Origin of the sequence: Rhizobium sp. 3T7 (assembly GCF_020166565.1) — a bacterium.
Classification (GTDB): Bacteria; Pseudomonadota; Alphaproteobacteria; order Rhizobiales; family Rhizobiaceae; genus Rhizobium.
The window spans coordinates 19068-43189 of record NZ_JAIQXS010000002.1 but is presented as its reverse complement, the minus strand read 5'-3'; the positions used below and the strand labels follow the sequence as shown (position 1 = coordinate 43189).

The following is a 24122-nucleotide window of genomic DNA, read 5'->3' as shown; positions in this document are numbered from 1 at the left end:
GGTGCGATGAAACTGGGTGATGGCGTCGAGCAGGCGATACACAGCGTCGCGATGCTGGCCGGTCTGTCAGAAGGCGGCGTGCTTTCAGCCGCCGCGCTGGCGGAATTCCATGGCGTCTCGACGAGCTATCTTCTGAAGCACCTGCAGGCGCTTTCCGGTGCCGGCATCGTGAGCACGGTTCCCGGGCCGAAAGGCGGATACAGGCTGGCGAAGCCGACGGAAGAGATCAGCCTCCTCGATATCGTCCTCGCGGTCGAAGGGCCGGAGCCGGCGTTCCGTTGCAGCGAGATCCGCCAGCGCGGACCGAACCAGTTGCCGGGGCGCTACTTCACGAAGCCATGCCAGATCAGCGCGGCGATGCTGAGGGCCGAGCGCGTCTACCGCGCCGAACTCGCCAAGACCAGCATCGCCGACATCCTGGCGCAGCTCGGCGCTGATGACGACGGCGGCATTGCCGCCCGCGGCTGCGCCTTCCTTGAAATGAATGAACGCAGAGCGGCTCGCTGAACCGCCCAACCCAAAAGGAGAATGACCATGCAAGCACGTTTCAATTTCGCAAAGGCTTCGCCGGACGCTTACAAGGCCGTTGCCGCCCTCGAGCAGTATGTTCAGACATCCGGCCTCGAGCGCCGCTTCATCCATCTGATCAAGCTGCGCGCCTCGCAGATCAACGGCTGCGCCTACTGCGTCGACATGCATGTGAAGGAATCCCGGCACGACGGGCTGAGCGAACAGTGGATCAACCTGATGTGCGTGTGGCGGGAATCGCCGGTCTATGACGCCAAGGAACGCGCCCTCCTCGGCTGGGTCGACGCCGTTACTCGCATCGCCGAAACCGGTGCACCGGACGCCGACTTCGAAGCCCTGAAGGCCCACTTCACCGAAGAAGAGATCACCAAGATCACGGTCGCAATCGGCACGATCAATGTCTGGAACCGGCTAGCCGTCGGCTTCCGCTCGCAGCACCCGATCGACAAGCCAGCGCAGGCTGCATGACAATCGCGGTTCCCTCTTCCCGTCCGACGGGGAGAGGGAGCGTGTTTAGAGCGCGATATAGCGATCGGCGCGGTGGTTGATCGCCACGAAAAGGTTCAGCACCACCGCGCCGAGAACCGAATAGAAGACCACGGGCGGGGTGGTGACGAAGAAAGCAGCGGCCAGCACGCAGAGGTCTATCGCCATCTGTACGAGGCCGGCGCGGATGCCGAAGCGCTCCTGAATGTAGATGCCGAGAATGCCGACGCCACCGAGGCTGGCGCGGTGGCGATAGAGCGCCAGAAGGCCGAACCCCAGCAAAAGACCACCGAGAAGGGCTGCCCAGGCAGGGTGGATGGCGGAAATGGCCATCACCTTCGGCTGCAGGCTGGTCATGAGGGATGTCAGGCCGATGGCAATGAAGGTCTTTACCGTGAAGGCCATACCGAGGCGTGTCCAGGACAGATAGAAGAACGGCAGGTTGAGCAGGAAGAAGGCGAGGCCGAAGTTTACCCCGAAGGCATAGTGGAGCAGGAACGCGATGCCGGCCGTGCTGCCGGTCAGCAGACCCGCGCTGGCCAGCATATAGAGCCCGAGCGCCGCAATGAGGCTGCCGGAGAAAATGCCTTGAATATCTTCGATGGGGGTATGGCGGGTGGCGCTGGTGTTCCAGAAGCCGAGCGCATTGAAAAGTCGTGCCATCGTGATCCCCAAACGGCAAACGAGTCCAGCGCGCTTGGAGAGATCAGAGCGGGACAAGAGTGATAATGAATGATGCCGGGCGTTTTCGGGCTCTTGCGAGCGCCCCGTGCTGCGGCGAATTGCGCAGGATTATCAGGCGATTTTGCCCTGCAATCAAGTGAAATACGTAAGCAATGCTGACCTATTATCACTTCGCAAGAATCGTTCCGCTATGCCGCCTTGCGCGTAAGGAATAGAATGCCTGAAATATCGTTTGCGCCATCTTTGCGAATGGCCGTCTTGCTGACGGCGCTGACATCAAGACCATAGCGGGCGCAGAGGGCGCGAACGTAGCTTTCGGAATGGGCGTAGCGCAGCGACGGCGCGAGATGGAAGCCATCTCTCTCGGCGGCATCCTCGACCGAAAAAGCGAAATCGGCGCCCGGTCTAACAAGCGCTGAAACAGCCTTGAACACGCTCTCGAGATTGCCGAGGTACATCAGCACATCCGCCGCAGTGACGAGGTCGGCACGATGCATCGCGGCCTGTGCAAAAAGGCCTGTCGCCTCCGGCGCCAACGACAGATCGGCCTGTGCCAGGTGATCGTAGACGCGCTTTTCGGCGGCCTTGGCAAGCATGTTCTGCGACAGGTCGAAGCCCTCGAGGCGCGCGACGCGATCGCGGATTTCCGGTCCGAGCAGACCGGTGCCGCAGCCGAGGTCGACGGCCAACATATAGTTCCTGCCGGTCGAGACCACGAGCGCCGCAAGCTTGGCCGGAACGCTGTAATCCAGCTTTTCCAGCAACGAGGTCTCGAAGCGATCCGCATAATCGTCGAACAGCCGCTCGACATAGCTGCTCGGCGGCTGATCCGGTGTCTCGACGTCGCCGAGCAGCGCAAGTTTGAGCTCGGCGCCGAAGATATCGTCCGGATTGACCTCCAAGGTCTGCCGGTAGGCCTCGATCGCGCCGGCCTTGTCGCCCGCCTTCTCACGGTAGCCGGCCAGCCGATACCAGCCGGCTGCCCAGAGCGGCGCAAGCTCCAGCGCCTGCTCCATCAATTCGGCGGCCGCATCCGGCTCGCCGCTTTCGTCGAGCATCTTGGCGTAATCGGCGCGGCGATCGGCGATGACGTCGCCTGAAGTGAGCTGGTTGGGCTGCATGGTGAAGACCTGTTGGGATCGGTCCGCATTTGGCGGCGGCCACAAAAAAACTCAAGTCCTATTTCACAGGCGGAGGCGCCAGATCTGAAAAAGGCTTGCGAGCGACGATTCGCGCCCGTATTTCAGGGATAAACAGGAGATGGCGCATGTCCGATCAGGTGAACAAGTTTCTCGGCGATTCCGTCGGCCGTACATTGGTCAAGCTTTTGGTCGTATCGCTGATCGTCGGCTTCATCATGGCCGTGTTCGGCTGGGCGCCGCTCGACTTCATCTATGGCTTCCGCAATTTCGTTCTGGAAGTCTGGCATCGCGGCTTCTCCGCTCTTGGACGCGTTGGCGACTATCTGCTGCTCGGCGCAACAGTTGTCATTCCCGTCTTCCTTCTCATCCGTCTCTTCAGCTATCGGCGGTAACATGACCTCTCTCATTCTCTCACGGCGCGGCCTGCTGCACATGTCCGGCCTCGTCTTGGTTGCCGGCGTTGCGAGCTGCACCACCGCGCCCCAGCTATCCTCCAACCCATCAGACGGCCAGGACGAAACGGCGGACGCATTGCCGCTCGTCAACCAGTTGCGCGCCAAGAGCGGCTTGCCGCCGCTTTCGGCAGATTCCGCGGCTAAGGATGCGGCGATGTTTCAGGCAAAGCGGATGGCGTCTGCCGGCAGGATGAAGCACGTGATGGGCATCGGCGACGGCTTCGCACCGCGCGTCAAGGCAAGCGGCGTGCAGATGCCGGCCGCGGAAAACATCGCAGCCGGGCAGCAATCGGTGCCATCAGTCGTAACCGCCTGGATCAACTCTCCGCACCACTTGGAAAACATGCTCGGTCGCTATAATGGCTTGGGCGTTGCAGTGGCACGCAATTCCGCTTCCAGAAACGTCCCCTACTGGGCCATGGTGCTTTCCGGCTGAGGCGATTCTGCCTCGCCTCTCTGAGGCAGACATGGATACGCACGGTCACGAGAACAGGCTGGCATTCGACGTGACGCACCGGCTGGTGCTGTCGATCGCGATCCCAATGACGCTCGGCTTCATCACCACGCCGCTGCTCGGCCTCGTCGGCACCGGCGTCGTTGGGCACATGGGCCAGCCGGACGCTCTGGCGGGGCTGGCAATCGGCGCCATGCTCTTCGACCTGATTCTCGGTAGCTTCAATTTTCTGCGTGCCTCTACTACCGGTCTGACGGCGCAGGCCTTCGGCCGGCGCGACCGGCATGCTCAACAAGGCGTTTTCTGGCGAGCGCTGATCTCGGCGCTCGGCTGCGGCGTGGGGCTTCTCTGTCTTTCGCCGCTGCTTCTCGCAGCGGGGCTGAAACTGATGGGACCGGAAAGCGCCGTCGCCGCCGCGACCAGCACCTATTTCTCCATCCGCATCCTTGCCGGGCCGGCGGCACTCGCCAATTATGCGATCCTCGGCTTCGTCCTCGGCCGCGGCCAGGGCAGCGTCGGTCTTCTGCTGCAGACGATCATCAACGGCATCAACATCATGCTGGCGATCTTCCTTGGTCTCTGGCTCGACTGGGGCGTGGCGGGCGTCGCCTGGGGGACGATGGTCGGCGAGACGGCCGGTGCCGTCGTGGGCCTGTTGATCGTCCTCAGCGGCTTCGATCGCACGGACCGGCCGACACGTGCGGAAATCTTCTCGCGGCACCGGTTGGCCGAACTCTTCGCGCTGAACCGCGACATCCTGATCCGCACTTTCGTGCTGCTTGCCGCTTTCACTGTCATGACAAGGATCGGCACGAGCTTCGGGGCGGTGACGCTTGCTGCCAACGCCGTGCTGATGAACTTCTTTTTGCTCTCCGGATACTATCTCGACGGGCTTGCCAACGCGGCCGAACAGATCACCGGGCGAGCGATCGGCGCGCGCTACCGGCCGGCCTTCGACCGCGGCCTGAAGCTGACCGCGCTCTGGTCCTTCGGGCTTGCCGGTATAATCTCGGTGTTCTTCCTGCTGGCCGGTCCCTGGCTGATCTCCGTGCTGACCACATCGCCGGAGGTGCAGCAGGCGGCCGAAACCTACCTGCCCTGGGCCGCTGTCACCGGGGTCACCGGGGCGCTGGCCTTCCTGATGGATGGCGTGTTCATCGGCGCCACATGGTCGACCGACATGCGCAACCGGATGCTGATGTCGTTTGCCGGCTATCTCATAGCCCTGGCTGTCTTCGTGCCGCTGTTTAGCAACCATGGCCTATGGCTGGCGATGAACGGCTTCCTGCTGTTTCGCGGAGTGTTCCTGGCGATGCTCGTCCGGCCCCGGGCGGATCAGACGTTCCGCGCCGCCCAGTAATCCGTCCTCGCATCCCTGAGATCGCGGATCGATCTCACCTGCTCGCGATCGAGCAGTTTCGAGAGACCGCGAACGATGGTGCCCGGCAGGCCCGGCCCTTCGTAAACCATGCAGGAATAGAGCTGCACGAGATCGGCACCGGCCTTGATCTTTTCGAGCGCCGTTTCGGCCGATGAGACGCCGCCGACGCCGATGATCGGCAGAGCCGGGCCGACGCGCTTGCGCATCTTTGCCAGAACGACGGTCGATTTGTCGAACAGCGGCTTGCCGGAAAGCCCACCCGCTTCCTTCGCCTGGCGCTGATCCCTAAGGCCGTCGCGGGAAAGCGTGGTGTTCGAAACGATCAGACCGTCCAGCGCGTGCGACAGCGCCTCTGCGGCGATGTCGTCCAGGCCCTCGTCCGTAAGGTCGGGAGCGATCTTCAGGAAGACTGGGATCTTTCTGCCTGCCTTTTCTGTTTCGGCATCGCGGGCGGCAAGCACCGCCGACAGCAGCGCGGCAAGGCTTTCGCGCGCCTGCAGGTCGCGCAGGCCCGGCGTGTTCGGCGAGGAAATGTTGGCGGTGAAATAGCGCGCAACAGAATAGAAACGGCGGATACCGAGGACATAGTCGCCGATGCGGTCCTCGCTGTCCTTGTTGGCGCCTATGTTGACGCCGATCATACCGTTGCCGCGGATGGCCGACAGGCGCGCGAAGGCTGCGTCGTGGCCCTCGTTGTTGAAGCCGAGGCGATTGATGACTGCTTCGTCCTCGACCAGCCGGAAGATGCGCGGGCGCGGATTGCCGGGCTGTGGCTTCGGCGTTACGGTGCCGATCTCGGTAAAGCCGAAGCCGATCTTCAGCAGCGCTTCCGGCACCTCGGCGTTCTTGTCATAGCCGGCCGCCATACCGATCGGGTTGGCGAAATCGAGCCCGGCAACGCTCTGCCGCAGGCGCGGATCGGGGGCGATCCGGCAGGCTGGAACGGCACCTGCCTTCAACGCGGCAATTGACATGCCGTGCGCAGTCTCCGGATCCAGAAGGAAGAGACCCTTGCGGGCTGCTTGCTTGAAAAGATCGATCATGGCTGAAGGTCCGGAAAGATATGCTGGCCGGCGGCATCGAGCAGCAGCGGCTTTTCCCATAGAACGGCTGAGAGCGGCAGATCGGCATAGAGATGCGGGAAGAGATCGCCACCGCGTGAGGGTTCGAAAACGAGCTTGTCGCCCAACTCTTTGCCATCGACGGCCACGAGCAGAAGTCCCGTCTGGCCGGCGAAATAGAGTGCCGCCGTCTGCCTGACCTGGGCGGACGTCGAGAAGTGGATATAGCCGTCCGTGAGGTCGATCGCGGCGCCCCGGAAGATGCCGGCCGCCCTCGCCTCCTGCCAGAGCGTTTCCGTCACGATCTTGTAAAGCGTGGGTGTCAGGGTCATGATGGCCTCAGATTGGCTGGTCTTTCCCGGGCTTTGCCGCAAAGCGACGGCGATGTCCACGCCTCACCGTAAAAAATGCGGCGGCCACCGAAATCTCCGGAGGAAACCATGAGACATATCGCACTCGGCCTTTTCGCGCTTCTTCTGCCGCTCGGCGTCCACGCGACCGAAGCCGAAACGTCCCGCTTCCAGCTGGAGCGCAGCGGCGACCACTTCGTACGCCTCGACCGGCAGACCGGCGCCATGTCGCTCTGCGAGGAGAAGGACGGCACTCTCGTCTGCCGAATGGCTGCCGATGAGCGCGCCGCTTATGAACAGGAACTTGACCGGCTTTCGGCCCGTGTCACGGCGCTGGAGAACAAAAGCATCGTCAACAAGGCCCTGCCCTCAGACGCGGAAATCGACCGCTCGATCGGCATCATGGAGCGCTGGATGCGCAGCTTCATGGGGATAGTCAAGGAATTCCAAAGCGAAGAGGAGCGTAATGCCCTTCCGCAAAAGACATGATTTGGTATAGTCATATCAGAATGGCGGCATGTATCGTGTGGGAGCACGAGGCATGACGCGGCGATCGATCTCTTGGGAGGGAGTCATCGATGCAGGAACAAACAATCATCATCGCCGACGACCATCCGCTTTTCCGGGATGCGCTTCGCCATGCGGTGATCGGCATGGAAGGCCATCCTGAGATCGTCGAAGCCGGCGATTTTGCCGCCGCACGGATAGCCGCTGGGAAGCACCCTGAAGCGGAGCTGATGCTGCTCGATCTGTCGATGCCTGGCGTCAGCGGCTTCTCCGGCCTGATGGCGCTGCGCTCCGAATTTGCCGGGCTGCCGATCGTCATCATCTCCGCAACAGACGACACGACCACGATCCGCCGCGCACTGGAACTCGGCGCATCCGGCTTCATCTCCAAATCCTCGGGGATCGAGGACATTCGCCGCGGTATCCAGACGGTTCTCGCCGGCGATATCGCCACACCGGAGAGCTACCGTGACGGGCAGGAACAGGACCCTGACGTCGCCGACCTGATCCACCGGTTGCATACGCTGACACCGCAACAGAGCCGCGTGCTGACGATGCTGGCGGAAGGCCTCCTCAACAAGCAGATCGCCTATGAGCTCGGCGTTTCGGAGGCGACGATCAAGGCGCATGTCTCGGCCATCCTGCTCAAGCTCAATGTCGATAGCCGCACGCAAGCGGTGATCCAACTCGGCAAGATCAACATGGCCATGGTCGCTTGAGACCGAGACAGGATTTTATTCCTTTCTTCTCTTTACTCCCGCTGGGCTTGCGGGTAATATTTCGCCTTTGAAGGATGGCGCAAGCGCGCAGGAATCAGGCGACATGCTGTCACACGAGCAGATCTGGGGAGCGATCGACAGGCTTGCCGAACGGCATGACCTGACGCCATCGGGTCTTGCCCGACGCGCGGGGCTCGATCCGACCTCCTTCAACAAGTCCAAGCGACTGTCTGCCGATGGGCGATTGCGCTGGCCGTCGACGGAATCGATTGCCAAGGTGCTGGATGCAACCGGTGCCAGCATGGAGCAATTTCTGACCTTCATGCGCCCGACAGGCAGCTTTTCCAGCCTTCCGGATGGCGCCTTCCCGCCGCAGGGCAGTTCGATCCCGCTGCTCGGCTTTGCGCAGGCCGGCGCCGGCGGCTTCTTCGATGACGGCGGCTTTCCGGCCGGGCAAGGCTGGGACGTCGTGGAGTTTCCCGCGGCACCATCCGAGAAAGCAGGCGTCTATGCGCTTGAAGTCCAGGGCGAAAGCATGATGCCGCTCTACCGCGACGGCGACGTGCTGATCGTCGAGCCGGGCGCGCAGGTTCGCCGCAACGACCGCGTCGTCGTCAAGACACGCGAGGGCGAAGTGATGGCCAAGGTGCTGTTGCGTCAGAGCCCTCGATCGATCGAATTGATGTCGCTCAACCCCGAGCATCCGAACCGGACGATCGAACTTTCCGACGTGGATTGGATCGCCCGCATTATCTGGGCCAGCCAGTAGGAAGATATTCCATGCGTCCCGCGGCAATTCTCACAGCTGTTGCAGGGATCGGAATTGTCGCGGGCCTGATCGCGACCGGTGGACAGCGGCTCGGTACGGCCATTGATCCGGAGGCGACGGCCGCGCCGACGGAACCCACTGCGCCGCCAGCCGCCCCCGTTGCTCAGCGGATCACAAATCCCGAAGCCAGCATGCATGCGCGGCCTGTCGACGACGCCAGCCAATTCTACCCAGCAGCCATCGACGGCAAGCCGCTTGAGCGCATCACGGCAGCGGAGCCAGAGCAACCGGCAAGAATTTCCGAAGACAAGGGCGTGAACCTCGTTCGCCCGATCGCGGAAAGCGCCGGCGTCCTCGCGTTTGGCGACCGCCGCCTGCAGCTTGCGGGCATCAGCCCTACGCCGGCGGACAAGACATGTACCGACAGCAAAGGTCGGGAGTGGCCATGCGGGATGCTGGCAAAAACCAATGTGCGGCTGTTTCTGCGCCTCAGGACTGTGCGCTGCGATCTCGCAAGCGCCGAGTGGACCGGCACGGTCACCGCCGCCTGCAGGATCGGCACGCAGGACATTTCGCAGTGGCTCGTTGAAAATGGCTGGGCAGAGGCAGAAAGAGGATCAGCGCTTGCCGACGCCGGCGAGACGGCAAGGCGGACAGGCAAAGGCATCTATGGAGATGACCCTCGCAGCATCGCGGAAACCGGCACCCCTGAGAATCTGCCGTCCGATCTGCCGCCTGACGGCTTGTAATGTCGCCGAGCAGTTCCTAGACTCTGGGCTCGTTTCAGAGGGAACATCGAGATATGAACAAGCCGCTTTCCGCCCATGACGCATTGATCTACGTGATGGTGATGGCATCCGCCGTCGACAGCACGATGAACGATCGCGAGATGGAGCGCATCGGCCAACTGATCGGCTTCCTGCCGGTTTTTCGTGATTTCGATGACGAGAAGCTCATTTCTGTTGCGCGCGACTGCGCGGCACTGCTGGCCGGATCCGAGGGCCTCGACATCGTGCTCGAAACCGTCAAGGACACACTGCCCTCGCGCCTCTACGACACAGCCTATGCGCTCGCGGTCGAAGTCGCCTCCGCCGATCTCTCGGTCAAGGCGGAAGAATTGCGCCTGCTCAGCCTGCTGCGCGACCGCCTCGGCCTTGACAAGCTGACTTGCGCCGCTATCGAGCGCAGCGCGATCGCCCGCTTTCGCAAGGGCTAACGCATCTCCCGAAAGTGGGAACCGGTTTCGGGATAAAGACATAAACAAAAACTAAAGCGCGACGAATCTGAAAGAGCGCGGCGCGCTTTAGTACAAGCCGTACGGGAAATAGCGCAGATAGATTTCCTGCAGGCGGCCATTGCGCGATAACGCCGCAAGCGCGTGGTCCAGCGCTGCGGTCAGAACATCGTCTTTTTGGCGTAGCATGATCGTCATGCCCTCGCCGAGAAACTGCTCGGAGAGATAGGGCCCGTCGAACAGAGCGCAGCACTTCGCCGAAGCCTGTGACGAAACCCAGAAGGAAAGCTGGAGAGAATCCGCGAAGGCAGCCTCTACCTTGCCGTCCTTCAGTGCCGCAAGAAGGGCGTCCTTGCTGTCAAAGGGTACGGCCTTCACCTTCGGGAAATAGGCCGCCAGCATGGCCTCATGCGCCGTCGCCTTGACGACGCCGACTGAATGCTCGGTCAGAGCGCTCGCATCTTCACCCTTGATGGGAGCCTTCAAGTTTCGAACAAAGCGAGCGGGCAACATCAGATAAGGCCGCGAAAACGCGAACTGCCGCCGCAACTCTTCGCTGACCGCAATGCCGGCGATGACGGCATCGCCTTGCGAGGCGGCGAGCGCAGCATTCAGGTCAACAAACGGCAGCGCCTGGATCTGGCATTTGCTTGCGATCTCCAGTTCGTTGCAGATCTCGCGGGCAAGATCGATGTTGAAACCGGCAAGCTTGCCATTCTGATCGGTAAAGTTGAACGGCGGAAAATCGATTGTCGTGAGGAACCGCAGCCGCACGAGCGACGAAAGATCCGGCTTTGCAAGCCGCTCCCTGGAATCGAAAAGCAGCGGCAAGTTTGGCGCCACCTGCTGGGCAGGCAACGAGAACGGGCAAAAGAATACAACCACAGACAGCCACAAGCTGCATAGCCCCTTAAGATTTAGGGATGCCAGTTTAAATTGCACCATTATGATCGGCCTCGGGGACAAGCATGCACTGCCATTCTGGAAACGGTGTATCAGAGTCATGCGCATCGGGGAATATGCGCCGGGCGCGATCGAAGGCCGCGCGCTCTTGGATGATCGTCTATACGCCATGACGCGCCGCCACCAGCGCGCGCGGCCACGGATTCCTACCAGCAGGAAGCAGAGGTTTTGCTGCAACTCGGCATAGGCAAGCCGACGATCGCCCGCGCAATGCAGGTCGCCCGTCACAATGGCACGAGCATCGAGCAGGAGCCCCTTGCAAATGGCTCCATCGATACCGACAGCTACCACGCGTCGCTGGCGCGCGGGCTTCGACTTCCGTTTCTTTCGGCAATCGACAGTTCCCTCATCAACGACGACAACTCGACAGCCAGGTCCTGCAGGCGCGCTGCGTCCGGATGAACTACATCGGCAAGGGCATGCTGACGATTGTGCCGGAGGCCCGAAACCACGCCGCGCTCTCGCAGGCGTTCGAGACGAAGCCAGGAGTGGCCGACAGCATCATCGTCACGACACCCGTGGCTGGTGATGATGCGCGAGCCGGCGCGTCTCCTGCGCGAGATGGGTGCGGGTGGCTTCCTGATGTTCCAGTTGCTGATCGGAGGCATGCTGCTTTCCTCGCTCACCCATCCCTGGCTGATCATGCTTCTGGTCACGACCGGCGGCTATCTGGGCGCTCGGCTTTTTACCCGCCGGGAGCAATGAAGGCGCGCTCTTCCTCCTCGATCTTAGCAATATGGCAGCAAGCTACGGGCTCTTTCTGCTACTTGGCAGGGTCGTGATGCTGCATGAAAAAAAGCGCAGCATCGGCTGGTGCTGGATCTATGCCCCACTCTATTGGCTGATGATATCAGCAGCATGGCGTGCCCTTCTTCAGCTGCCTGGAAAGCCTTTCTTCTGGGACAAGACGCCTCATGTTCTGCGCCGCATCTAGCGTTACTCGTCCCCTAAGCGGCAGGACCGAAATTTTTCCGGGGACAGGCCGCAAGCGTTAGGAGCGCATTAAGCAATGTCCCATTCTATTCACCGGGACGACGCCGGCTCGCGGGCCGATTGCATGACGCGCATGTCGAGCCTTTGGGCATCCCGTATCCTGCAACATGCCCTGCCTCCCAAAATTCTTCCATAGCCGGCCCGCCATCGGCCGGATCAAGCGACTGGACTTATCCATGCTGAAGAACCTCAAAATCCGGACGAAGATCATATCCGTCGTCGCGCTTCTCGGGGCGATCGCGCTCGGGGGCCTCGTTTACGTCATCACCGAATTCCGCGGCGCTGACGCCACCTACAGCGCCTTCATCGACCACGAGGCGCTGGCCGCCATGCTGGCATCACGCGCCAGCGCTTCGGCAAACGCAGCCGTGCTTCAGGTGACGCTGATCGCCGGCCTCAAGCCGGATACGCCAGCCTTCGATACCGCAGTCGCCACGCCAAGCAAGATGCCTCAAGCGCACGATCGCCTCGAACAGGCGGCAGCCTTGGTTCCGAGCCGCAAGCAAGCGATTGATGACATCCTAGTCGGCATTGGTGAGATGGAAGCGCTTTCCAGCAAGGTCGTCGACCTCGCCAAGGCCAAGGACAGCGCGGGCGCGCAGCTTGCGGCCAGCATGCTCAACGCCAAGCTGAACATGGTCACTCCGAAGATGATCGCCAACAATGATGCGCTGATGGCATTGCTGAACGATGGCGGCGACGCGCTGTCCGCTACTGTCAATCAGCGCATCACTCTCTGCTTGGCGCTGATCAGCCTCGCCATACTAGGCGCGCTCGGCCTTGCTGTATGGGTCGCTCAAGCGGGGATCACTGCCCCGATGGCCCGTCTGCGTGATCGGATGACACAGCTGGCGCGGGGTGATACGCAAAGCGCCGTAGACGGCCTCGATCGCCGCGACGAAATCGGCCAGATGGCCGGCGCCGTTGCCGTCTTCCGCGACAACGCCGTCGAACGTATCCGGCTCGAAGGCGAGGCCGAAACGAACCGCAATCTCAGCGACAGCGAGCGCCGCGAACGGGAAGCGCAGCGCGCAACCGAGACCGCAGACCTCTCACGCGCTGTCGGCGCACTTGGCGACGGCTTGCGCCGGCTGGCCGCTGGCGACCTCGCATCACGGATCGACATGGCTTTCGTCGGCGACCTCGACACCCTCAGGCAAGACTTCAACAACTCTGTCCTGCGGCTGAACGACACCATGCAGACTGTCGGCGCCAACGCACGCGCCATCACCGCTGGCGCCAGCGAAATCCGCGCCTCGGCAGACGAGCTTTCAAAGCGCACGGAGCAGCAGGCAGCCTCTGTCGAGGAGACGGCCGCCGCACTCGAGGAGATCACCACCACGGTGAAGGATGCCGCCAGACGCGCCGAGGAAGCACGCGGGCTTGTGGCGCGCACGCGCGCAGGTGCCGAAAAGTCCGGTCAGGTCGTGCGCAAGGCAGTCAACGCCATGCAGCAGATCGAGCAGTCCTCCGCGGAGATCGGCAACATCATCGGCGTCATCGACGACATCGCCTTCCAGACGAACCTTCTCGCACTTAACGCCGGGGTCGAGGCGGCCCGCGCCGGTGAAGCCGGCAAGGGCTTTGCCGTCGTTGCCCAGGAGGTGCGCGAACTCGCACAGCGCTCGGCCAACGCCGCCAGGGAGATCAAGTCGCTGATCACGAGGTCGGGCGATCATGTGCAGACGGGCGTGTCGCTTGTCGGCGAAACCGGCAAGGCGCTCGATGCCATCGTTCATGAAGTCCAGGAGATCACCCAGCACGTCGACGCGATCGCGGAGGCGGCTCGCGAGCAATCGACCGGCTTGCATGAGATCAACACGGCCGTGAACACGATGGACCAGGGAACGCAGAAGAATGCGGCCATGGTGGAGGAAAGCACGGCTGCGAGCCACAAACTCGCGGCGGAAGCGGCGACGCTGAACAATCTGCTCGACCAGTTCAAGCTCACCGGCACCGGCGGCTTCAGCGCGACCGTTGCCGCGGCGCCGCTGCCGATCCATTCAGCGCCGCGCCCTGCCGCGCCGCCGATCGCAGCCAGAAAGGCGCCGGTCCGCATCGCCACTCCGGGTGTCACACGCGCCTCCAACTCGCCAGCCCGGGCACTTGGGCAGAAGCTTGCAAGCGCCTTCGGCACTGGCAGTGCGCCTTCCGGCGCGAGCGACGACCCCGACTGGACGGAATTTTGATCCAACCAGAAAGATGAAAACAGAAGGGCGGCTCATTGCCACCCTTCTTCAATTATCACTTCTGACTTCAAGCAGTAAGCCATGGCTTCACTCCAGGGCGCGCAAACGCGCGCCGAGCGGCCATTCAAAAAAAGAACTCAGGCAAACCCGAGCGGGATCTGTTCTACCTTGCGGCCGCGACCATAATCGCGCTCATAGGATGCACGATCGTCATCGCGCGCCGACGCAAGGGCCACTTCCGGCGCATGGTAGCCATCCGCATAGGTGCCGGTATCGCCATTGTCCCGGATTTCGCGCTTTGCCGTGAAAATCTTCAAAAGCATGCTGCCACTCCTCCTGATCATGCCGACAACAACCAAGGGGTCGTCTGCGTTCCCGTGATATCGGAGAATAGTTAAAAATTAACTATGTTTATTAGAAAATTGTCAACTACCGCAATTTCCTTCGAGCCTACCTCTTAGGGACATCTCTCCTGGGTGCTCCAGGCAAACAAGCAGGCTGCCCACGTGGGTCGTTGCATTTCCGTGGCAAGGGGGTAAATCAGCGGCAGTTTAAGGCCCAGGAACCGGTGCCTCGCGGCATCGGCCCTTTTGTCATGGTGTTATGCCGATGCATGCTAGAGTTATGGTGATGTTTCCAGTCTACAACGGTGCTGCGACCCTGCGGGAGAGTTTGCAGTCCGTTGCGGATCAGGACTTCGGTGATTTCCGCGCCATTATCCTCAACAATTGCTCGACGGATGAGACATTACATGTGGCGCAGCGCTTCTGCGAGGAAGATGCGCGCTTTTCCGTCATATCAAACGCAACCCATCTGAGTGCCGAGGCCAATTTCGCCAAGGCCGTGAAGCTCGGCGCTGAAGCCGCAGAGTATTTTTGCCTTCGGGCCGCCGACGATCTTTCCTCTCGGGATTTCCTGGGAATGCTGGTCGAGGCGCTCGATACCGATAACGCAAAGTTGCTCGCCGCCTGCTCGACAAAGAGCTTCAACGCCAAAGGCTTCAAACTGAAGAATCCAGCAGCCAACATATTCAACTTTCAGGAGTCGTATGCAAAAGGTCGCATACCACGCAACCTGACATTTCCGTCCGAGTGGATCTACGGCATGTTCAGATCGCGGTCAGTCGATATATTGATGGCGCGTTGGTACGAACTAGGCAATCCTTGGGGCTTCGCCTCCTATGTCCTGTCGGAATTCGTGGTTCGCGATCTGGTCGCCTATGTCCCTGGCCCCACCCTGGACTTCAGGGAAGGATCGGGTTCCGAGGAAAAGTATGGGGCGAAGGGGTTTCGTGATAGGCTTTCCCAACGACTGACATACACCCTTGGCTGCTACCGCCTGGTCGACAAACTGCCACCGGCGGGTCTTTTGACGAAAGCGAAGTTTTTCAGGATGTGCTGGAACGATGCACGCCGGAAAACGCGCTATAGGCTGCTTTGGATATTCTAGGAGTCCTGTGTCTCTCTCATGAACTACCCATTTCCCTCCGGCGCGCCGGATCTTGCGCGCTCCTTCCTCGATCGTCTCCGGACGGACTATGACACATTTCGGGTAACTCGCCGCGAGAGACGCAATCGAGCTGATGTGACCATCCAGCCGGTTCGCGAGGTCAAGTCGCTCACGTCAGCAGATGTGCCTCTTATTTTCGTCACGCATAACGATGTCGTTCTTCTCAACGCATTCATTCAGCACTATCGCCAACTTGGGGTGACGCGGTTCATCTGCGTGGATGACGTATCGACCGACGGTACAAGGGAGGCTCTCTTGAATGAGCCGGACGTTGATGTTTGGACCTCGCCCGTAAGATTTGGCGAAGCACGGCGGGGCCGAAATTGGAGGGAAGGCCTGTTCTCCAAGTATGGCCTTGATCGGTGGTACGTGAACGTCGATTCCGATGAATTCCTCATCTACGACGATTGTTTCAACCAACCATTACCAGCCCTTATCCGCATGCTGGAAGCGCAAAAGCTCAAGCGGATGGCGGCGCCGATGTTGGATATGTATCCCAAGCTGAGCGAACTCGGCGCGAAGTCTACGTCCATCGACAAGCCGTGGCACTTCTCGCGCTACTTCGATGGCGACAGTTATGTTTCAACGCTCAAAAAGCGAGGCGTCAGTGTCAGAGGCGGGCCGCGGGGGCGGAAGTTCGGAGAGGGCAACGAACTTATCAAGTATCCCTTGATCTTCTGGGACCGAACATGCCTCTTCGGAAGCAGCCTCCACCAGCCGTTACCTTATGGGCGCAACTTCCCGTCTGTCTGGGGCGTTATTTTGCATTTCAAGTTCTTCACCAATTACAAGACAAAGATCACCGAGGCGGCTGAGGGAAAACAGCACTACAACTCTTCCGAACACTACCAGAAGATGATGGATGTGCTTCATCGCGAAGGGGAAATAGATTTCGGCTACGATCAGTCAATTCGCTATGAAGGGCCACAGCAACTGATCGACCACGGCTTCATGACGAAGATCGACTTTCCACAGGGACGCTAGCTGTGTGAAGCCCGGAGGAGCTGTTTCTCCGGGCTTGCTCTCATCAATGCCAGGTTTGATGGCCGTACCAATCGTCGATATCGCGCCGCGCGCGATCGCGCGCGATGCCGTAGCGCTCCTGGATTTTGCCCTCCAACTGATCGCGCTTCCCGGCAATCTGATCAAGGTCATCGTCGGTGAGTTTGCCCCACTGCTCCTTGATCTTGCCTTTCATCTGTTTCCAGTTTCCTTCGACACGGTTCCAATCCATGGGGTCGCCTCCTTGTGCGTTGGACTGGAGACTAAACGGCCGAGGCATCGGAGTGTTCCACAGTGACGCATGCGCTACGATGAACGGAACGACGCTCCTCCCCGAGCCACTCGCTTTATGTAGCGAGGATCTGCGCTATAGCTTCGGCCGTTCGTTGGTTTTTGCATCCATCAAAGGCGCAAGGATCGTTTCGATCGTTGCAATGCGTTCCTTGCGCCGCTCGAGCCTCTTGTTGCGGCCCCTCTTCTCGTGGGCCGTGGCCTGCCGGCTTGCCTGCAGTTGCTCGATATAAACAGCATCGGCCGTTGCGTTTGAAAGCCGGTCGAAGATCCAACAAAACGAAGAGGGAAGCTCGCCGACCTGATATTGCGGGCTGTCGCTTGCGCGATCGTCATCAAGAATTTCTTGGAGGACAACTTGATCCCATATGTCGGGATCCTGGTCGCACCGTTCTTTCCACACTTCCAACAGGCGCAGCGTCGCCGCAGTGTCATGCAGCAGGATGGTCGCTGAAATCAACCGGTCCGCTTCTCGATAGACCGCTAGATCGCAGTTGTAGGTCGCCAAAGCCGGCCAAGGATCTCGGTGAAACACTGCATCCACGTCTACATAAAGCAATGGGCCGCGATGGTTCCTACGCGCCTCGAGGAGAAAGGTGGGCTTCAGCGCTGCGTTGCGGACCCAACTGCCGGTGCTGTCCACGGCAGTTGTGTGAACGGGCAACCCAAGCCGTTGGGCGGATGCTACCATCCGTGCGGCCTCATGCTCGTAGAACGAATTTGACGTATAGAAGCCAACAATCTCCCCATGCGTGGCCGGGGATATTATGATCTGCGAATCGTTCGGGAACGGTACAATATGATCACGATACTTGGATTTGGACGCGCTAAATAAATCGATGAATCGATAAACTAAATTGGAACTCATTTTGTGGGGATCCATTAAACTCGGAGGAGGGCCTGCAAACGCCCGGCTACCTTGATCGCGCGATGCTCGCAAGGCAAATTTTCTTGATCAAAAGAACCCCAACCATTGTGAGGGCCATGTGACGCCTTTGCCACGCAGTGCCTTTTCCTGGAGCAATCAACCAGGCGGCACCTGCCAGCTCTCCCTCCAGTGAAGGGCTGGGTGACCCCGCGGCAACCTTGCCCCCCATTCGACCACGAAGATGGACTGTTCCGTTCTAGGACCTCAGTCCGAGGATACAAGGACTTTGGTCCTAAACAATGGAACGACAGGAACTCTCGGATGTTCCGACCGTTAATTGCGCGGAGGAGTCCGATCTGCCGGCCTCCCCGATCAACAGGCAGAGGCGACGCACTTGCGAAACGGCCTAGTTCTATCCTTGATTCTCATGTTTCCTGCCGCCGCATTCGCGCAGTCGACGGATCTTGAAGCAGCCTGTCGATCAGTCGCCAAGGGCTTTTTCATGATGGACAAGCTTGCCGTCGGAACCGTTCAATCCTTTCCGGAACTGAAGCCGCCGGGCGTGAGGATGACCTATTCCACTCGACAAGGTACTGCGCCCGCCGACATGGCCGACACATTCGAATGCGAGTTCGACAAGACCGACAAGCCGCATCACCTCGTGAGGTTCTGCGTATCGAGCACGTGCTATTCGCCGAACGAGGCCGACGGCGACCGGAAGCGCCGTTTCGAAGAGGCGCGAATTCTGCTAGAGCGGTCAGAAAAATGACGCTCCGGCTAGCTCGGAGGAAAGAAGGCATGACCGCGGGCCAACGAGAATGGATCAATGAACACGACGATCAGCCGGCCGCAGTCCTCCTGCATGCGGTGAAGATCGCGTTCAAGGCGCACGCGGAACAGACCGACAAAGCCGGCGGGCCGTATTTCCTACATTGCAAACGAGTAGCGGATGCTGTCGAGGGTGAAGAGGAGCGCGTTGTCGCGTTCCTGCATGACGTTATCGAAAAAGGACCTGGTTGGACTCTGGATCGCTTGCGGGACGAAGGTTTCAGTTCGGCAGTCATCGAGGCTATCGACGCACTGACCAGACGACCCGAGGAAGGTGATGACGAGTTCGTCATGCGGGCCCTGAGAAACGCGCTCGCCCGTCCGGTCAAGGTCGCCGATCTCAAGGACAATCTCGCGCAGGCCGAGAAGATTGGATCGGACCCAGGCAAGTATGAGAAAGGACTGAAAATCGTCGCGCAGATGTACAGTCATCCCGCCGGAACCTGATCAATCGGCGGTGGTGGTACGAGTCTCGTGACTTGGAGCGGGTGAAGGGAATCGAACCCTCGTATTCAGCTTGGGAAGCTGCTGCTCTACCATTGAGCTACACCCGCACTAAAGCGAGACTTTCTACAGATGATCGCCGCTGTCAAGCGGCCAAACACCAATGATCGCAACAAGCATCTCAGATATTTGCAGCCCCGTGCGGTTCGCGGAGCGCATCCGAAGCTACCAATCAATACTTCTTTTTCATAATAAAATACCGTTTACCGCAAATAACATGAATGTTATAAGCGCCAATACATACAAAACAAAAGTTACTTTGGAAACGCCCTTCAATTCATCTGAATCATGACGATGTCAGGACTGAAGAAAATGAAGGACGCAACTACAGGCATTGATCAACGCGATCACAGGATACTTATAGTATCTCGAACCCTCGGCTACTCGTTCGCGTTTATGCTGGTTTTCATCATCGCGATGGCGATGATCCCTAATCAGTTTTTCATCGTCTCGACGCGCGCAGTCGTCAACGCTCCCGTACAAATGATTGCCTCGCCAATCTACGGCAGGGTAGACAAGATTTCGCTGCAAGTCGGGCAAGTCGTCAATCTCGGCGACGTGATGGCAACGGTTTCCAATCCCAATCAGGACCAAACGTCGTTGACGGGGCTTCGGCTCGAGAAGCTCGACTTGGCGGAGAAGCTCAACAATACGACGAGCGTTGTTGCCGAGCGCAATGAGCAATTGGAGAAGGTCAAAGCCCAGATCACCAGCGTGAAGGACGGCGTGCTTAGTGAGCTAGCCGCGGTGATCGACAATTCAAAATCCACAGTCCAGACCTACGAGGCACGCCTCAGCGAACAGGACGCTCTGCTGCAGCGGCAACTGGTGCTCCTGAAAAAGGGCCTCGTCTCGGAAGCGAGTATCGAGCCGCAGCGCCAGAAGCGGAATGCGGCCCAATATGAACTCGACGCAGCGAGAGGCGAACTGCGCCGCAACGAGATCGTCCGATCGCTTGTCAGCCGCGATATCTATACCGGGGGTACCGTTGCCGCCAACCTTCTGACGCTTGAGATGCAGCGGTCGAAGCTTTCCGGCGATATCGCCGAAGACACCATAGAAATCAATCAGATGGCGGAGCGCAAGCTGCAGGTCGAAAACCTCATTGGACGCGAAGAGGGGCGCCTCGGCAAGACCGGCGCCGCAGACGTCGTGGCCGAGCGCCACGGCCAAATCGTCAGCGTGGACGCGTCCTTCGGTGATTTCGTCATGCAGGGACAGCCGGTCGCCAAATCGCTCGATTGCAATGACGCTTTTGCTGCCGCCGTCTATCGGAGCCGTGACGTAACCTCGCTTGAGATCGGCATGCCGGCGGTGGTCAATTTCCGCAGCCTGGGGGTCAAGCGAAGCGCCCACATCTACAAGATCGTTCGATACTTCAATTCGGGTCCCGAGAATCGGTATTTTGCAAAATTCCCGGAAGCCGAAGGCCACGAAGTCTACGTACTGGTCAAGATGGATGAGCCGGCAGCCGACGAGGCGACGACGGCGCAGCGTAGCAATGACAAATTCTTCGGATGCCACGTCGGCGAAGACGTCATCGTTTCGCTCGGAGAGACGATGGTCTCGCGGGTGGCCCGGTATTCAAGGTTAGCCGTCAATACGATCTTTTCCCGCAGCAATATCCTCTCCGCCTCGACGCTATTCGACAAGACCGTCCGTCCACGCGCTGCGAGCGCCCAGACCGCAGCCCCATAACACCACGCCGATCTCAACCGTTGTATGCGAGGCAGGAATGAAGCGTGCGAAGTGGTCGATACCAAACTTGCCGGTGCTTGCGTTCGCACTTGTTGGCACTGCGCTCTTCGCCTCTTCCGCAGAGGCTGATGATGAACAACGCAGGCAGTTGGCTTGCTCGCTTTGTGACGGCATGGCCGCACAAATGAGCGGTGAGCCGGAACAGCCTTTCATCTTTCGTAGCTTCGAGCCCGCGAACGGCGGCTCCGCGCTACACCCGGCGCTCGAAAATACGGGCTTTACCTACGACAATGCGGTCGCCTTGATGGCCCTCTACGGCTGCCAGCGAAAGAAGGAGGCGCGCCGGGTTGCCGACGCGCTTGTGGTCGCGCTGGAAACCGACCGTAACTACCACGACGGACGCCTTCGCAACGCATATCGGTCGGGACCGGTCATCCCAGGCAAGGAAGGGATGCTGCTGCCGGGTTACTGGAATGCGACCAGCAATTCCTGGATCGAGGACGGCTACCAGGTGGGCTCGGCGACGGGCAGCACGGCGTGGAGCGCGCTGGCGCTGCTGATGGCCTTTGAGGAAACAGACCAGCCGGCCTATCTCGATGCCGCCCGTAAGATCATGGACTGGATTCATCGAAGCACGGCAGATCCCCGCAACGTCGGCTACTTCGGCGGCTACTTCGGTCACGAGCCAGCGCCCGAGCGCATCACGTGGAAATCGACCGAGCATAACCTGGACATCTATGCAGCGGACAGTTGGCTTGCCAGCCTCGACAGTGGTGGTGACTGGCAACATCGTGGCGACAGCGCCCTGCAGTTTCTGAAGGCTATGTGGAATGAAGGCGAAGGGCGCTTCTTTATTGGCAGCGCACCGGACAGCAACGCTCCGAATATCGCTACGTCGGGGCTCGACGCAGAGCTTTGGCCGCTGATTGCCGTTCCCGATTTCAAGGCCAAAGCCGGCCGCGTGATCGAGTGGACAGAAGTCCACCACGGCGTAGAAGGCGGCTTCGATTTCAATAGCGACCGCGACGGGATCTGGCTCGAAGGAACGGCACAGGCCGCACTCGTGCTTCGCCTTACCGGTCAACCGGCAAAGGCCGAGCCATTGTTCAAGACGATGGAAGCTCAGCTTACGCCAGGCAATCTGATCTACGCGACAGTCAACGAACAGCTGTCGACCGGCCTTCAGGTAGGGCCGAACTCGACGCCAGGCGACTTCAAGTATTACCGTTTGCCGCATATCGGCGCCACGAGCTGGGCCATCCTTGCCGCGCTCGATCTCAACCCCTTTGTCGGCAGCGCGGGCCAGACATCCAATGGCAGGGAGTCCCCATGTCCCCAGAAGTAGTCACGCTGTCAGATTCGATGCTGTTCGCGGCGTTGGCAATTGCGCTGATACTGGGATGCAGCTGGCTTCTCGACAGTCGCCGCGGTGCCGACCGGATTATCTTCGGTTCGATCCTCATCGTGATGTTGTCGAACTACCTATATTTTCGCCTCACGAAAACCTTGCCGGACTTCGAATGGAGCGCCTACGCGATTTGGCCAAGAATCTACTTGTCGTTCGAGCTTGTCGTGATCTTCTACACGGTCTTGTCGATCGTCTTCTTCTTTCGACGAACCGACCATCGCGGCGCGGCCGACGCCAGCGAGGCATTGCTGGCAAGACTTGCCAGACAGCCTGCCGTGGACATTTTCATCTGCACCTACAACGAAGAGCTATCGATTCTGGAGCGAACAATTCTTGCGGCCAAGGCGATCGACTACAGCAATTTCACGGTCTGGGTGCTGGACGATGGACAGCGAGATTGGCTGGAGGACTACTGCGCCGAGGTCGGTGTCCGCTATCTCATGCGCGAGGACAATGCCGGCGCCAAGGGCGGCAATATCAACAACGCCATACGACAAACGGCGAAGGAGACCAACGCCCCCTTTATTCTGATTCTCGATGCGGATTTCGCGCCGCAGCGTGCGATTCTGAACCGTACGGTGGGCCAGTTCGTCAATACGGACATCGGCCTTATTCAGACACCGCAGTTTTATTACAACGCCGACCCTGTCCAGCATAACCTTTTGGCCTCGAAAGCTTGGGTCGATGACCAACGTATCTTCTTCGATGTCATGCAGCCGTCGAAGGATGGCTGGGGGACCGCTTTCTGTGTCGGGACGTCGTGCGTCGTGCGTCGGGACGCCTTGGCGATGATCGGTGGCATGCCACAGGAGACGGTAACCGAGGATATCCACCTGACCTATCGCCTGCTTCAGAAGGGACTGAAGACACGCTGGCTGAACGAGCGCCTGAGCGTCGGCCTATCGGCCGAAAGCCTCTCCGGCTACATTACGCAGCGCTGCCGTTGGTGCCTTGGCACCATCCAGGTAGCGCTTCTTCGCGATGGTCCCTTCCTCGGCAAGGGCTTTACCTTCATTCAGAGGATGCACTACTTCCACGGCCTGCTCTTCTGGTTCTGCCGCCCATTCATCCTGCTGCTGATGGCAGCACCGCTGCTCTACTACTTCCTTGGCCTGCCGGCCATCCGCATGGAGCCCGAGGCCTTCTTCCTCTACGCGCTGCCGATGGTCGCCGGCATGTGGGCGTTCCATGCCTGGGTCTCGGGCGGACGCAGCCTGCCGCTCTTTACCGAAGTGTCGCAAATGGTGTCAGCCGTGCCGATCACCATCGCCCTCTTCCATGCGCTTCTTCATCCATTCGGTCGCCCCTTCAAAGTGACGGCCAAGGGTGAGGACCGCGGGCGCGTCGAAATCATTTACCCGATTGCCGGGACATTCCTTTGCGTCATCGTCCTGACCTTTGTCGGGATGCTGAATGGACCGCTGCTTGGAACCTATAATGACCTCGACGGCTTCAGCGTGGCATGGGGCATGGTCGTGATGGTTTACGCCTTCGTGTCACTGCTCGTCTGCATCGAGCTTCCAAGAGAGGCGCTGGACGACATCCAGTTTCCCCTGGATCGCCAGGGGCATGTCGCCAGCCGCGGCAAATCCTCGGCTTGCACCCTCGATACAATATCGATCCACAAGGCAAGGATAACCCTGCAGGATGAGGCCGCCTTCGCCGAAATGCGATTGGGCGATATTTTGATCTTTACGCCGTTCGCAGACTTCGATGTTGCCGGCCAGGTGGCCGCGATGGACAGGGCTCGATCAGGCGTGTCAGTGTCCATCGTCGGTATCAGGGACCGGCGGGATGCCTGGGAAATCAAGAAAACTCCGGAGGAGGTTCGCCAGAAGATGGTACAGCGGATCTTCAGTGAAATGCCGGAAGTCATGCCAAGGCGTGCGTATCCGCTCGCGGCCGGAAGAGGACTCTGGAAGCGTATGTTCGCGCGCCCATCGATCCTTGTCGGCGATCTGGAACAGCACACGGTCACGGCCCGAACTCAGCAGGGCTCAAGACGATCCTACAGGCCGCCGCCCTTCATCACCCGTCGGACACCGCTCTTGCAAATCGGCAACAGGAACGTTGCCCCACCCCTGGCCGAATAATAGCGA

29 protein-coding genes and 1 tRNA gene are annotated in these 24122 nt (G+C 59.9%); 21 read left to right on the top strand and 9 right to left on the bottom strand.

Annotated features, from left to right (window positions below):
* Nucleotides 1-6 precede the first annotated feature (6 nt).
* Together K9B32_RS02995 and K9B32_RS02990 are read left to right on the top strand one after the other, a co-directional pair.
* Nucleotides 7-507 carry an RrF2 family transcriptional regulator gene (locus K9B32_RS02995; RefSeq protein ID WP_224560404.1) on the top strand — a complete coding sequence of 167 codons (501 nt, stop codon included), beginning with the start codon at nucleotides 7-9 and terminating at the stop codon, nucleotides 505-507.
* 27 nt (nucleotides 508-534) lie between these two features.
* Complete coding sequence (locus tag K9B32_RS02990; protein ID WP_224560403.1) at nucleotides 535-996, top strand: carboxymuconolactone decarboxylase family protein; 462 nt, start codon at nucleotides 535-537, stop codon at nucleotides 994-996.
* 45 nt (nucleotides 997-1041) lie between these two features.
* Here the strand turns inward: K9B32_RS02990 and K9B32_RS02985 are convergent, their stop codons facing one another.
* Nucleotides 1042-1677 (bottom strand): YitT family protein, encoded by a 636-nt coding sequence (locus tag K9B32_RS02985; RefSeq protein ID WP_224560402.1) that lies wholly within the window; start codon nucleotides 1675-1677, stop codon nucleotides 1042-1044.
* Nucleotides 1678-1886: 209 nt separating this feature from the next.
* Complete coding sequence (locus K9B32_RS02980) at nucleotides 1887-2819, bottom strand: methyltransferase (protein WP_224560401.1); 933 nt, start codon at nucleotides 2817-2819, stop codon at nucleotides 1887-1889.
* A gap of 146 nt (nucleotides 2820-2965) precedes the next feature.
* Here K9B32_RS02980 and K9B32_RS02975 point away from each other — a divergent pair, with 146 nt between their 5' ends.
* From K9B32_RS02975 to K9B32_RS02965, 3 genes are read left to right on the top strand one after another with little or no spacing between them, the layout of a single operon-like run.
* The gene (locus K9B32_RS02975) at nucleotides 2966-3232 is read left to right on the top strand and encodes a DUF6460 domain-containing protein (protein WP_007796296.1); all 267 of its coding nucleotides are present in this window, start codon (nucleotides 2966-2968) and stop codon (nucleotides 3230-3232) included.
* A gap of 1 nt (nucleotide 3233) precedes the next feature.
* Nucleotides 3234-3731: a CAP domain-containing protein gene (locus K9B32_RS02970; protein WP_224560400.1), complete on the top strand. Its 498-nt coding sequence runs from the start codon at nucleotides 3234-3236 to the stop codon at nucleotides 3729-3731.
* Nucleotides 3732-3762: 31 nt separating this feature from the next.
* Nucleotides 3763-5109, top strand: coding sequence for an MATE family efflux transporter (locus tag K9B32_RS02965; RefSeq protein WP_224560399.1), 1347 nt, complete (start codon nucleotides 3763-3765; stop codon nucleotides 5107-5109).
* On the opposite strand, the gene K9B32_RS02960 is transcribed toward K9B32_RS02965, so the two are convergent.
* Both K9B32_RS02960 and K9B32_RS02955 read right to left on the bottom strand, forming a co-directional pair.
* Nucleotides 5085-6173 carry a quinone-dependent dihydroorotate dehydrogenase gene (locus K9B32_RS02960; RefSeq protein ID WP_224560398.1) on the bottom strand — a complete coding sequence of 363 codons (1089 nt, stop codon included), beginning with the start codon at nucleotides 6171-6173 and terminating at the stop codon, nucleotides 5085-5087. The genes K9B32_RS02965 and K9B32_RS02960 overlap by 25 nt on opposite strands.
* Nucleotides 6170-6523, bottom strand: a complete 354-nt coding sequence (locus K9B32_RS02955) for a DUF952 domain-containing protein (RefSeq protein ID WP_224560397.1) — start codon at nucleotides 6521-6523, stop codon at nucleotides 6170-6172. Before K9B32_RS02955 ends, K9B32_RS02960 begins: the two co-directional genes overlap by 4 nt.
* Nucleotides 6524-6631: 108 nt before the next feature.
* Between K9B32_RS02955 and K9B32_RS02950 the strand changes: the two genes are divergently transcribed.
* The 5 genes from K9B32_RS02950 to K9B32_RS02930 all read left to right on the top strand — a co-directional run bounded on the left by K9B32_RS02950 (nucleotide 6632) and on the right by K9B32_RS02930 (nucleotide 9752).
* A complete protein-coding gene (locus K9B32_RS02950; protein ID WP_224560396.1) occupies nucleotides 6632-7030 on the top strand; it encodes a hypothetical protein in 399 nt (132 codons plus the stop codon).
* Between the two features lie 89 nt (nucleotides 7031-7119).
* The gene (locus K9B32_RS02945; RefSeq protein ID WP_224560395.1) at nucleotides 7120-7767 is read left to right on the top strand and encodes a response regulator transcription factor; all 648 of its coding nucleotides are present in this window, start codon (nucleotides 7120-7122) and stop codon (nucleotides 7765-7767) included.
* Between the two features lie 103 nt (nucleotides 7768-7870).
* Nucleotides 7871-8536: a helix-turn-helix transcriptional regulator gene (locus K9B32_RS02940; protein ID WP_224560394.1), complete on the top strand. Its 666-nt coding sequence runs from the start codon at nucleotides 7871-7873 to the stop codon at nucleotides 8534-8536.
* A gap of 11 nt (nucleotides 8537-8547) precedes the next feature.
* Nucleotides 8548-9285 (top strand): thermonuclease family protein, encoded by a 738-nt coding sequence (locus K9B32_RS02935; RefSeq protein WP_224560393.1) that lies wholly within the window; start codon nucleotides 8548-8550, stop codon nucleotides 9283-9285.
* 53 nt (nucleotides 9286-9338) lie between these two features.
* Nucleotides 9339-9752, top strand: a complete 414-nt coding sequence (locus tag K9B32_RS02930) for a tellurite resistance TerB family protein (RefSeq protein ID WP_007796267.1) — start codon at nucleotides 9339-9341, stop codon at nucleotides 9750-9752.
* An 87-nt stretch (nucleotides 9753-9839) separates the two neighbouring features.
* On the opposite strand, the gene K9B32_RS02925 is transcribed toward K9B32_RS02930, so the two are convergent.
* On the bottom strand, nucleotides 9840-10715 hold the full coding sequence (locus tag K9B32_RS02925; protein WP_224560392.1) for a transporter substrate-binding domain-containing protein: 876 nt from the start codon (nucleotides 10713-10715) through the stop codon (nucleotides 9840-9842).
* Between the two features lie 186 nt (nucleotides 10716-10901).
* Between K9B32_RS02925 and K9B32_RS02920 the strand changes: the two genes are divergently transcribed.
* From K9B32_RS02920 to K9B32_RS02905, 4 genes are all read left to right on the top strand, one after another.
* Nucleotides 10902-11135, top strand: coding sequence for a hypothetical protein (locus K9B32_RS02920; RefSeq protein WP_224560391.1), 234 nt, complete (start codon nucleotides 10902-10904; stop codon nucleotides 11133-11135).
* 126 nt (nucleotides 11136-11261) lie between these two features.
* Nucleotides 11262-11438: a hypothetical protein gene (locus K9B32_RS02915; RefSeq protein ID WP_224560390.1), complete on the top strand. Its 177-nt coding sequence runs from the start codon at nucleotides 11262-11264 to the stop codon at nucleotides 11436-11438.
* A 31-nt stretch (nucleotides 11439-11469) separates the two neighbouring features.
* On the top strand, nucleotides 11470-11667 hold the full coding sequence (locus K9B32_RS02910) for a hypothetical protein (protein ID WP_224560389.1): 198 nt from the start codon (nucleotides 11470-11472) through the stop codon (nucleotides 11665-11667).
* Between the two features lie 235 nt (nucleotides 11668-11902).
* Entirely contained in the window at nucleotides 11903-13915 is a 2013-nt protein-coding gene (locus K9B32_RS02905) for a methyl-accepting chemotaxis protein (RefSeq protein WP_224560388.1), read from the top strand.
* A gap of 137 nt (nucleotides 13916-14052) precedes the next feature.
* On the opposite strand, the gene K9B32_RS02900 is transcribed toward K9B32_RS02905, so the two are convergent.
* Entirely contained in the window at nucleotides 14053-14238 is a 186-nt protein-coding gene (locus tag K9B32_RS02900) for a hypothetical protein (RefSeq protein ID WP_224560387.1), read from the bottom strand.
* 307 nt (nucleotides 14239-14545) lie between these two features.
* On the opposite strand from K9B32_RS02900, the gene K9B32_RS02895 reads away from it, so the two are divergent.
* Together K9B32_RS02895 and K9B32_RS02890 are read left to right on the top strand one after the other, a co-directional pair.
* Nucleotides 14546-15364: a glycosyltransferase family 2 protein gene (locus K9B32_RS02895; protein WP_411969674.1), complete on the top strand. Its 819-nt coding sequence runs from the start codon at nucleotides 14546-14548 to the stop codon at nucleotides 15362-15364.
* Nucleotides 15365-15382: 18 nt separating this feature from the next.
* Nucleotides 15383-16408, top strand: coding sequence for a glycosyltransferase family 2 protein (locus K9B32_RS02890; protein ID WP_224560385.1), 1026 nt, complete (start codon nucleotides 15383-15385; stop codon nucleotides 16406-16408).
* Between the two features lie 43 nt (nucleotides 16409-16451).
* Here the strand turns inward: K9B32_RS02890 and K9B32_RS02885 are convergent, their stop codons facing one another.
* Together K9B32_RS02885 and K9B32_RS02880 are read right to left on the bottom strand one after the other, a co-directional pair.
* Nucleotides 16452-16658 (bottom strand): CsbD family protein, encoded by a 207-nt coding sequence (locus tag K9B32_RS02885; protein WP_088691270.1) that lies wholly within the window; start codon nucleotides 16656-16658, stop codon nucleotides 16452-16454.
* A 135-nt stretch (nucleotides 16659-16793) separates the two neighbouring features.
* Nucleotides 16794-17585 (bottom strand): putative nucleotide-diphospho-sugar transferase, encoded by a 792-nt coding sequence (locus tag K9B32_RS02880; RefSeq protein WP_224560384.1) that lies wholly within the window; start codon nucleotides 17583-17585, stop codon nucleotides 16794-16796.
* Nucleotides 17586-18012: 427 nt separating this feature from the next.
* Between K9B32_RS02880 and K9B32_RS02875 the strand changes: the two genes are divergently transcribed.
* Nucleotides 18013-18354, top strand: a complete 342-nt coding sequence (locus tag K9B32_RS02875) for a hypothetical protein (RefSeq protein ID WP_224560383.1) — start codon at nucleotides 18013-18015, stop codon at nucleotides 18352-18354.
* 29 nt (nucleotides 18355-18383) lie between these two features.
* Nucleotides 18384-18860, top strand: a complete 477-nt coding sequence (locus tag K9B32_RS02870) for a hypothetical protein (protein WP_224560382.1) — start codon at nucleotides 18384-18386, stop codon at nucleotides 18858-18860.
* Nucleotides 18861-18893: 33 nt separating this feature from the next.
* Here K9B32_RS02870 and K9B32_RS02865 read toward each other — a convergent pair.
* Nucleotides 18894-18967 (bottom strand) — tRNA-Gly (locus tag K9B32_RS02865).
* Nucleotides 18968-19229: 262 nt separating this feature from the next.
* Between K9B32_RS02865 and K9B32_RS02860 the strand changes: the two genes are divergently transcribed.
* The 3 genes from K9B32_RS02860 to K9B32_RS02850 are packed head-to-tail and all read left to right on the top strand — an operon-like array spanning nucleotide 19230 to nucleotide 24116.
* A complete protein-coding gene (locus tag K9B32_RS02860; RefSeq protein ID WP_224560381.1) occupies nucleotides 19230-20615 on the top strand; it encodes an HlyD family secretion protein in 1386 nt (461 codons plus the stop codon).
* Nucleotides 20616-20652: 37 nt separating this feature from the next.
* Nucleotides 20653-21960 carry a hypothetical protein gene (locus K9B32_RS02855; protein WP_224560380.1) on the top strand — a complete coding sequence of 436 codons (1308 nt, stop codon included), beginning with the start codon at nucleotides 20653-20655 and terminating at the stop codon, nucleotides 21958-21960.
* The gene (locus tag K9B32_RS02850; protein ID WP_224560379.1) at nucleotides 21945-24116 is read left to right on the top strand and encodes a glycosyltransferase; all 2172 of its coding nucleotides are present in this window, start codon (nucleotides 21945-21947) and stop codon (nucleotides 24114-24116) included. The genes K9B32_RS02855 and K9B32_RS02850 overlap by 16 nt, the downstream gene beginning before the upstream one ends.
* Nucleotides 24117-24122: the final 6 nt, after the last annotated feature.

Coding starts and splice junctions, on each gene's coding strand:
- K9B32_RS02885 (WP_088691270.1), bottom strand. CDS start 16,658: ATGGATTGGAACCGTGTCGAAGGAAACTGGAAACAGATGAAAGGCAAG.
- K9B32_RS02850 (WP_224560379.1), top strand. CDS start 21,945: ATGTCCCCAGAAGTAGTCACGCTGTCAGATTCGATGCTGTTCGCGGCG.
- K9B32_RS02910 (WP_224560389.1), top strand. CDS start 11,470: ATGGCAGCAAGCTACGGGCTCTTTCTGCTACTTGGCAGGGTCGTGATG.
- K9B32_RS02955 (WP_224560397.1), bottom strand. CDS start 6,523: ATGACCCTGACACCCACGCTTTACAAGATCGTGACGGAAACGCTCTGG.
- K9B32_RS02925 (WP_224560392.1), bottom strand. CDS start 10,715: ATGGTGCAATTTAAACTGGCATCCCTAAATCTTAAGGGGCTATGCAGC.
- K9B32_RS02995 (WP_224560404.1), top strand. CDS start 7: ATGAAACTGGGTGATGGCGTCGAGCAGGCGATACACAGCGTCGCGATG.
- K9B32_RS02990 (WP_224560403.1), top strand. CDS start 535: ATGCAAGCACGTTTCAATTTCGCAAAGGCTTCGCCGGACGCTTACAAG.
- K9B32_RS02880 (WP_224560384.1), bottom strand. CDS start 17,585: ATGAGTTCCAATTTAGTTTATCGATTCATCGATTTATTTAGCGCGTCC.
- K9B32_RS02945 (WP_224560395.1), top strand. CDS start 7,120: ATGCAGGAACAAACAATCATCATCGCCGACGACCATCCGCTTTTCCGG.
- K9B32_RS02935 (WP_224560393.1), top strand. CDS start 8,548: ATGCGTCCCGCGGCAATTCTCACAGCTGTTGCAGGGATCGGAATTGTC.
- K9B32_RS02890 (WP_224560385.1), top strand. CDS start 15,383: ATGAACTACCCATTTCCCTCCGGCGCGCCGGATCTTGCGCGCTCCTTC.
- K9B32_RS02985 (WP_224560402.1), bottom strand. CDS start 1,677: ATGGCACGACTTTTCAATGCGCTCGGCTTCTGGAACACCAGCGCCACC.
- K9B32_RS02875 (WP_224560383.1), top strand. CDS start 18,013: ATGTTTCCTGCCGCCGCATTCGCGCAGTCGACGGATCTTGAAGCAGCC.
- K9B32_RS02870 (WP_224560382.1), top strand. CDS start 18,384: ATGACCGCGGGCCAACGAGAATGGATCAATGAACACGACGATCAGCCG.
- K9B32_RS02975 (WP_007796296.1), top strand. CDS start 2,966: ATGTCCGATCAGGTGAACAAGTTTCTCGGCGATTCCGTCGGCCGTACA.
- K9B32_RS02895 (WP_411969674.1), top strand. CDS start 14,546: ATGTTTCCAGTCTACAACGGTGCTGCGACCCTGCGGGAGAGTTTGCAG.
- K9B32_RS02905 (WP_224560388.1), top strand. CDS start 11,903: ATGCTGAAGAACCTCAAAATCCGGACGAAGATCATATCCGTCGTCGCG.
- K9B32_RS02900 (WP_224560387.1), bottom strand. CDS start 14,238: ATGCTTTTGAAGATTTTCACGGCAAAGCGCGAAATCCGGGACAATGGC.
- K9B32_RS02965 (WP_224560399.1), top strand. CDS start 3,763: ATGGATACGCACGGTCACGAGAACAGGCTGGCATTCGACGTGACGCAC.
- K9B32_RS02950 (WP_224560396.1), top strand. CDS start 6,632: ATGAGACATATCGCACTCGGCCTTTTCGCGCTTCTTCTGCCGCTCGGC.
- K9B32_RS02930 (WP_007796267.1), top strand. CDS start 9,339: ATGAACAAGCCGCTTTCCGCCCATGACGCATTGATCTACGTGATGGTG.
- K9B32_RS02915 (WP_224560390.1), top strand. CDS start 11,262: ATGATGCGCGAGCCGGCGCGTCTCCTGCGCGAGATGGGTGCGGGTGGC.
- K9B32_RS02960 (WP_224560398.1), bottom strand. CDS start 6,173: ATGATCGATCTTTTCAAGCAAGCAGCCCGCAAGGGTCTCTTCCTTCTG.
- K9B32_RS02980 (WP_224560401.1), bottom strand. CDS start 2,819: ATGCAGCCCAACCAGCTCACTTCAGGCGACGTCATCGCCGATCGCCGC.
- K9B32_RS02970 (WP_224560400.1), top strand. CDS start 3,234: ATGACCTCTCTCATTCTCTCACGGCGCGGCCTGCTGCACATGTCCGGC.
- K9B32_RS02855 (WP_224560380.1), top strand. CDS start 20,653: ATGAAGCGTGCGAAGTGGTCGATACCAAACTTGCCGGTGCTTGCGTTC.
- K9B32_RS02860 (WP_224560381.1), top strand. CDS start 19,230: ATGAAGGACGCAACTACAGGCATTGATCAACGCGATCACAGGATACTT.
- K9B32_RS02940 (WP_224560394.1), top strand. CDS start 7,871: ATGCTGTCACACGAGCAGATCTGGGGAGCGATCGACAGGCTTGCCGAA.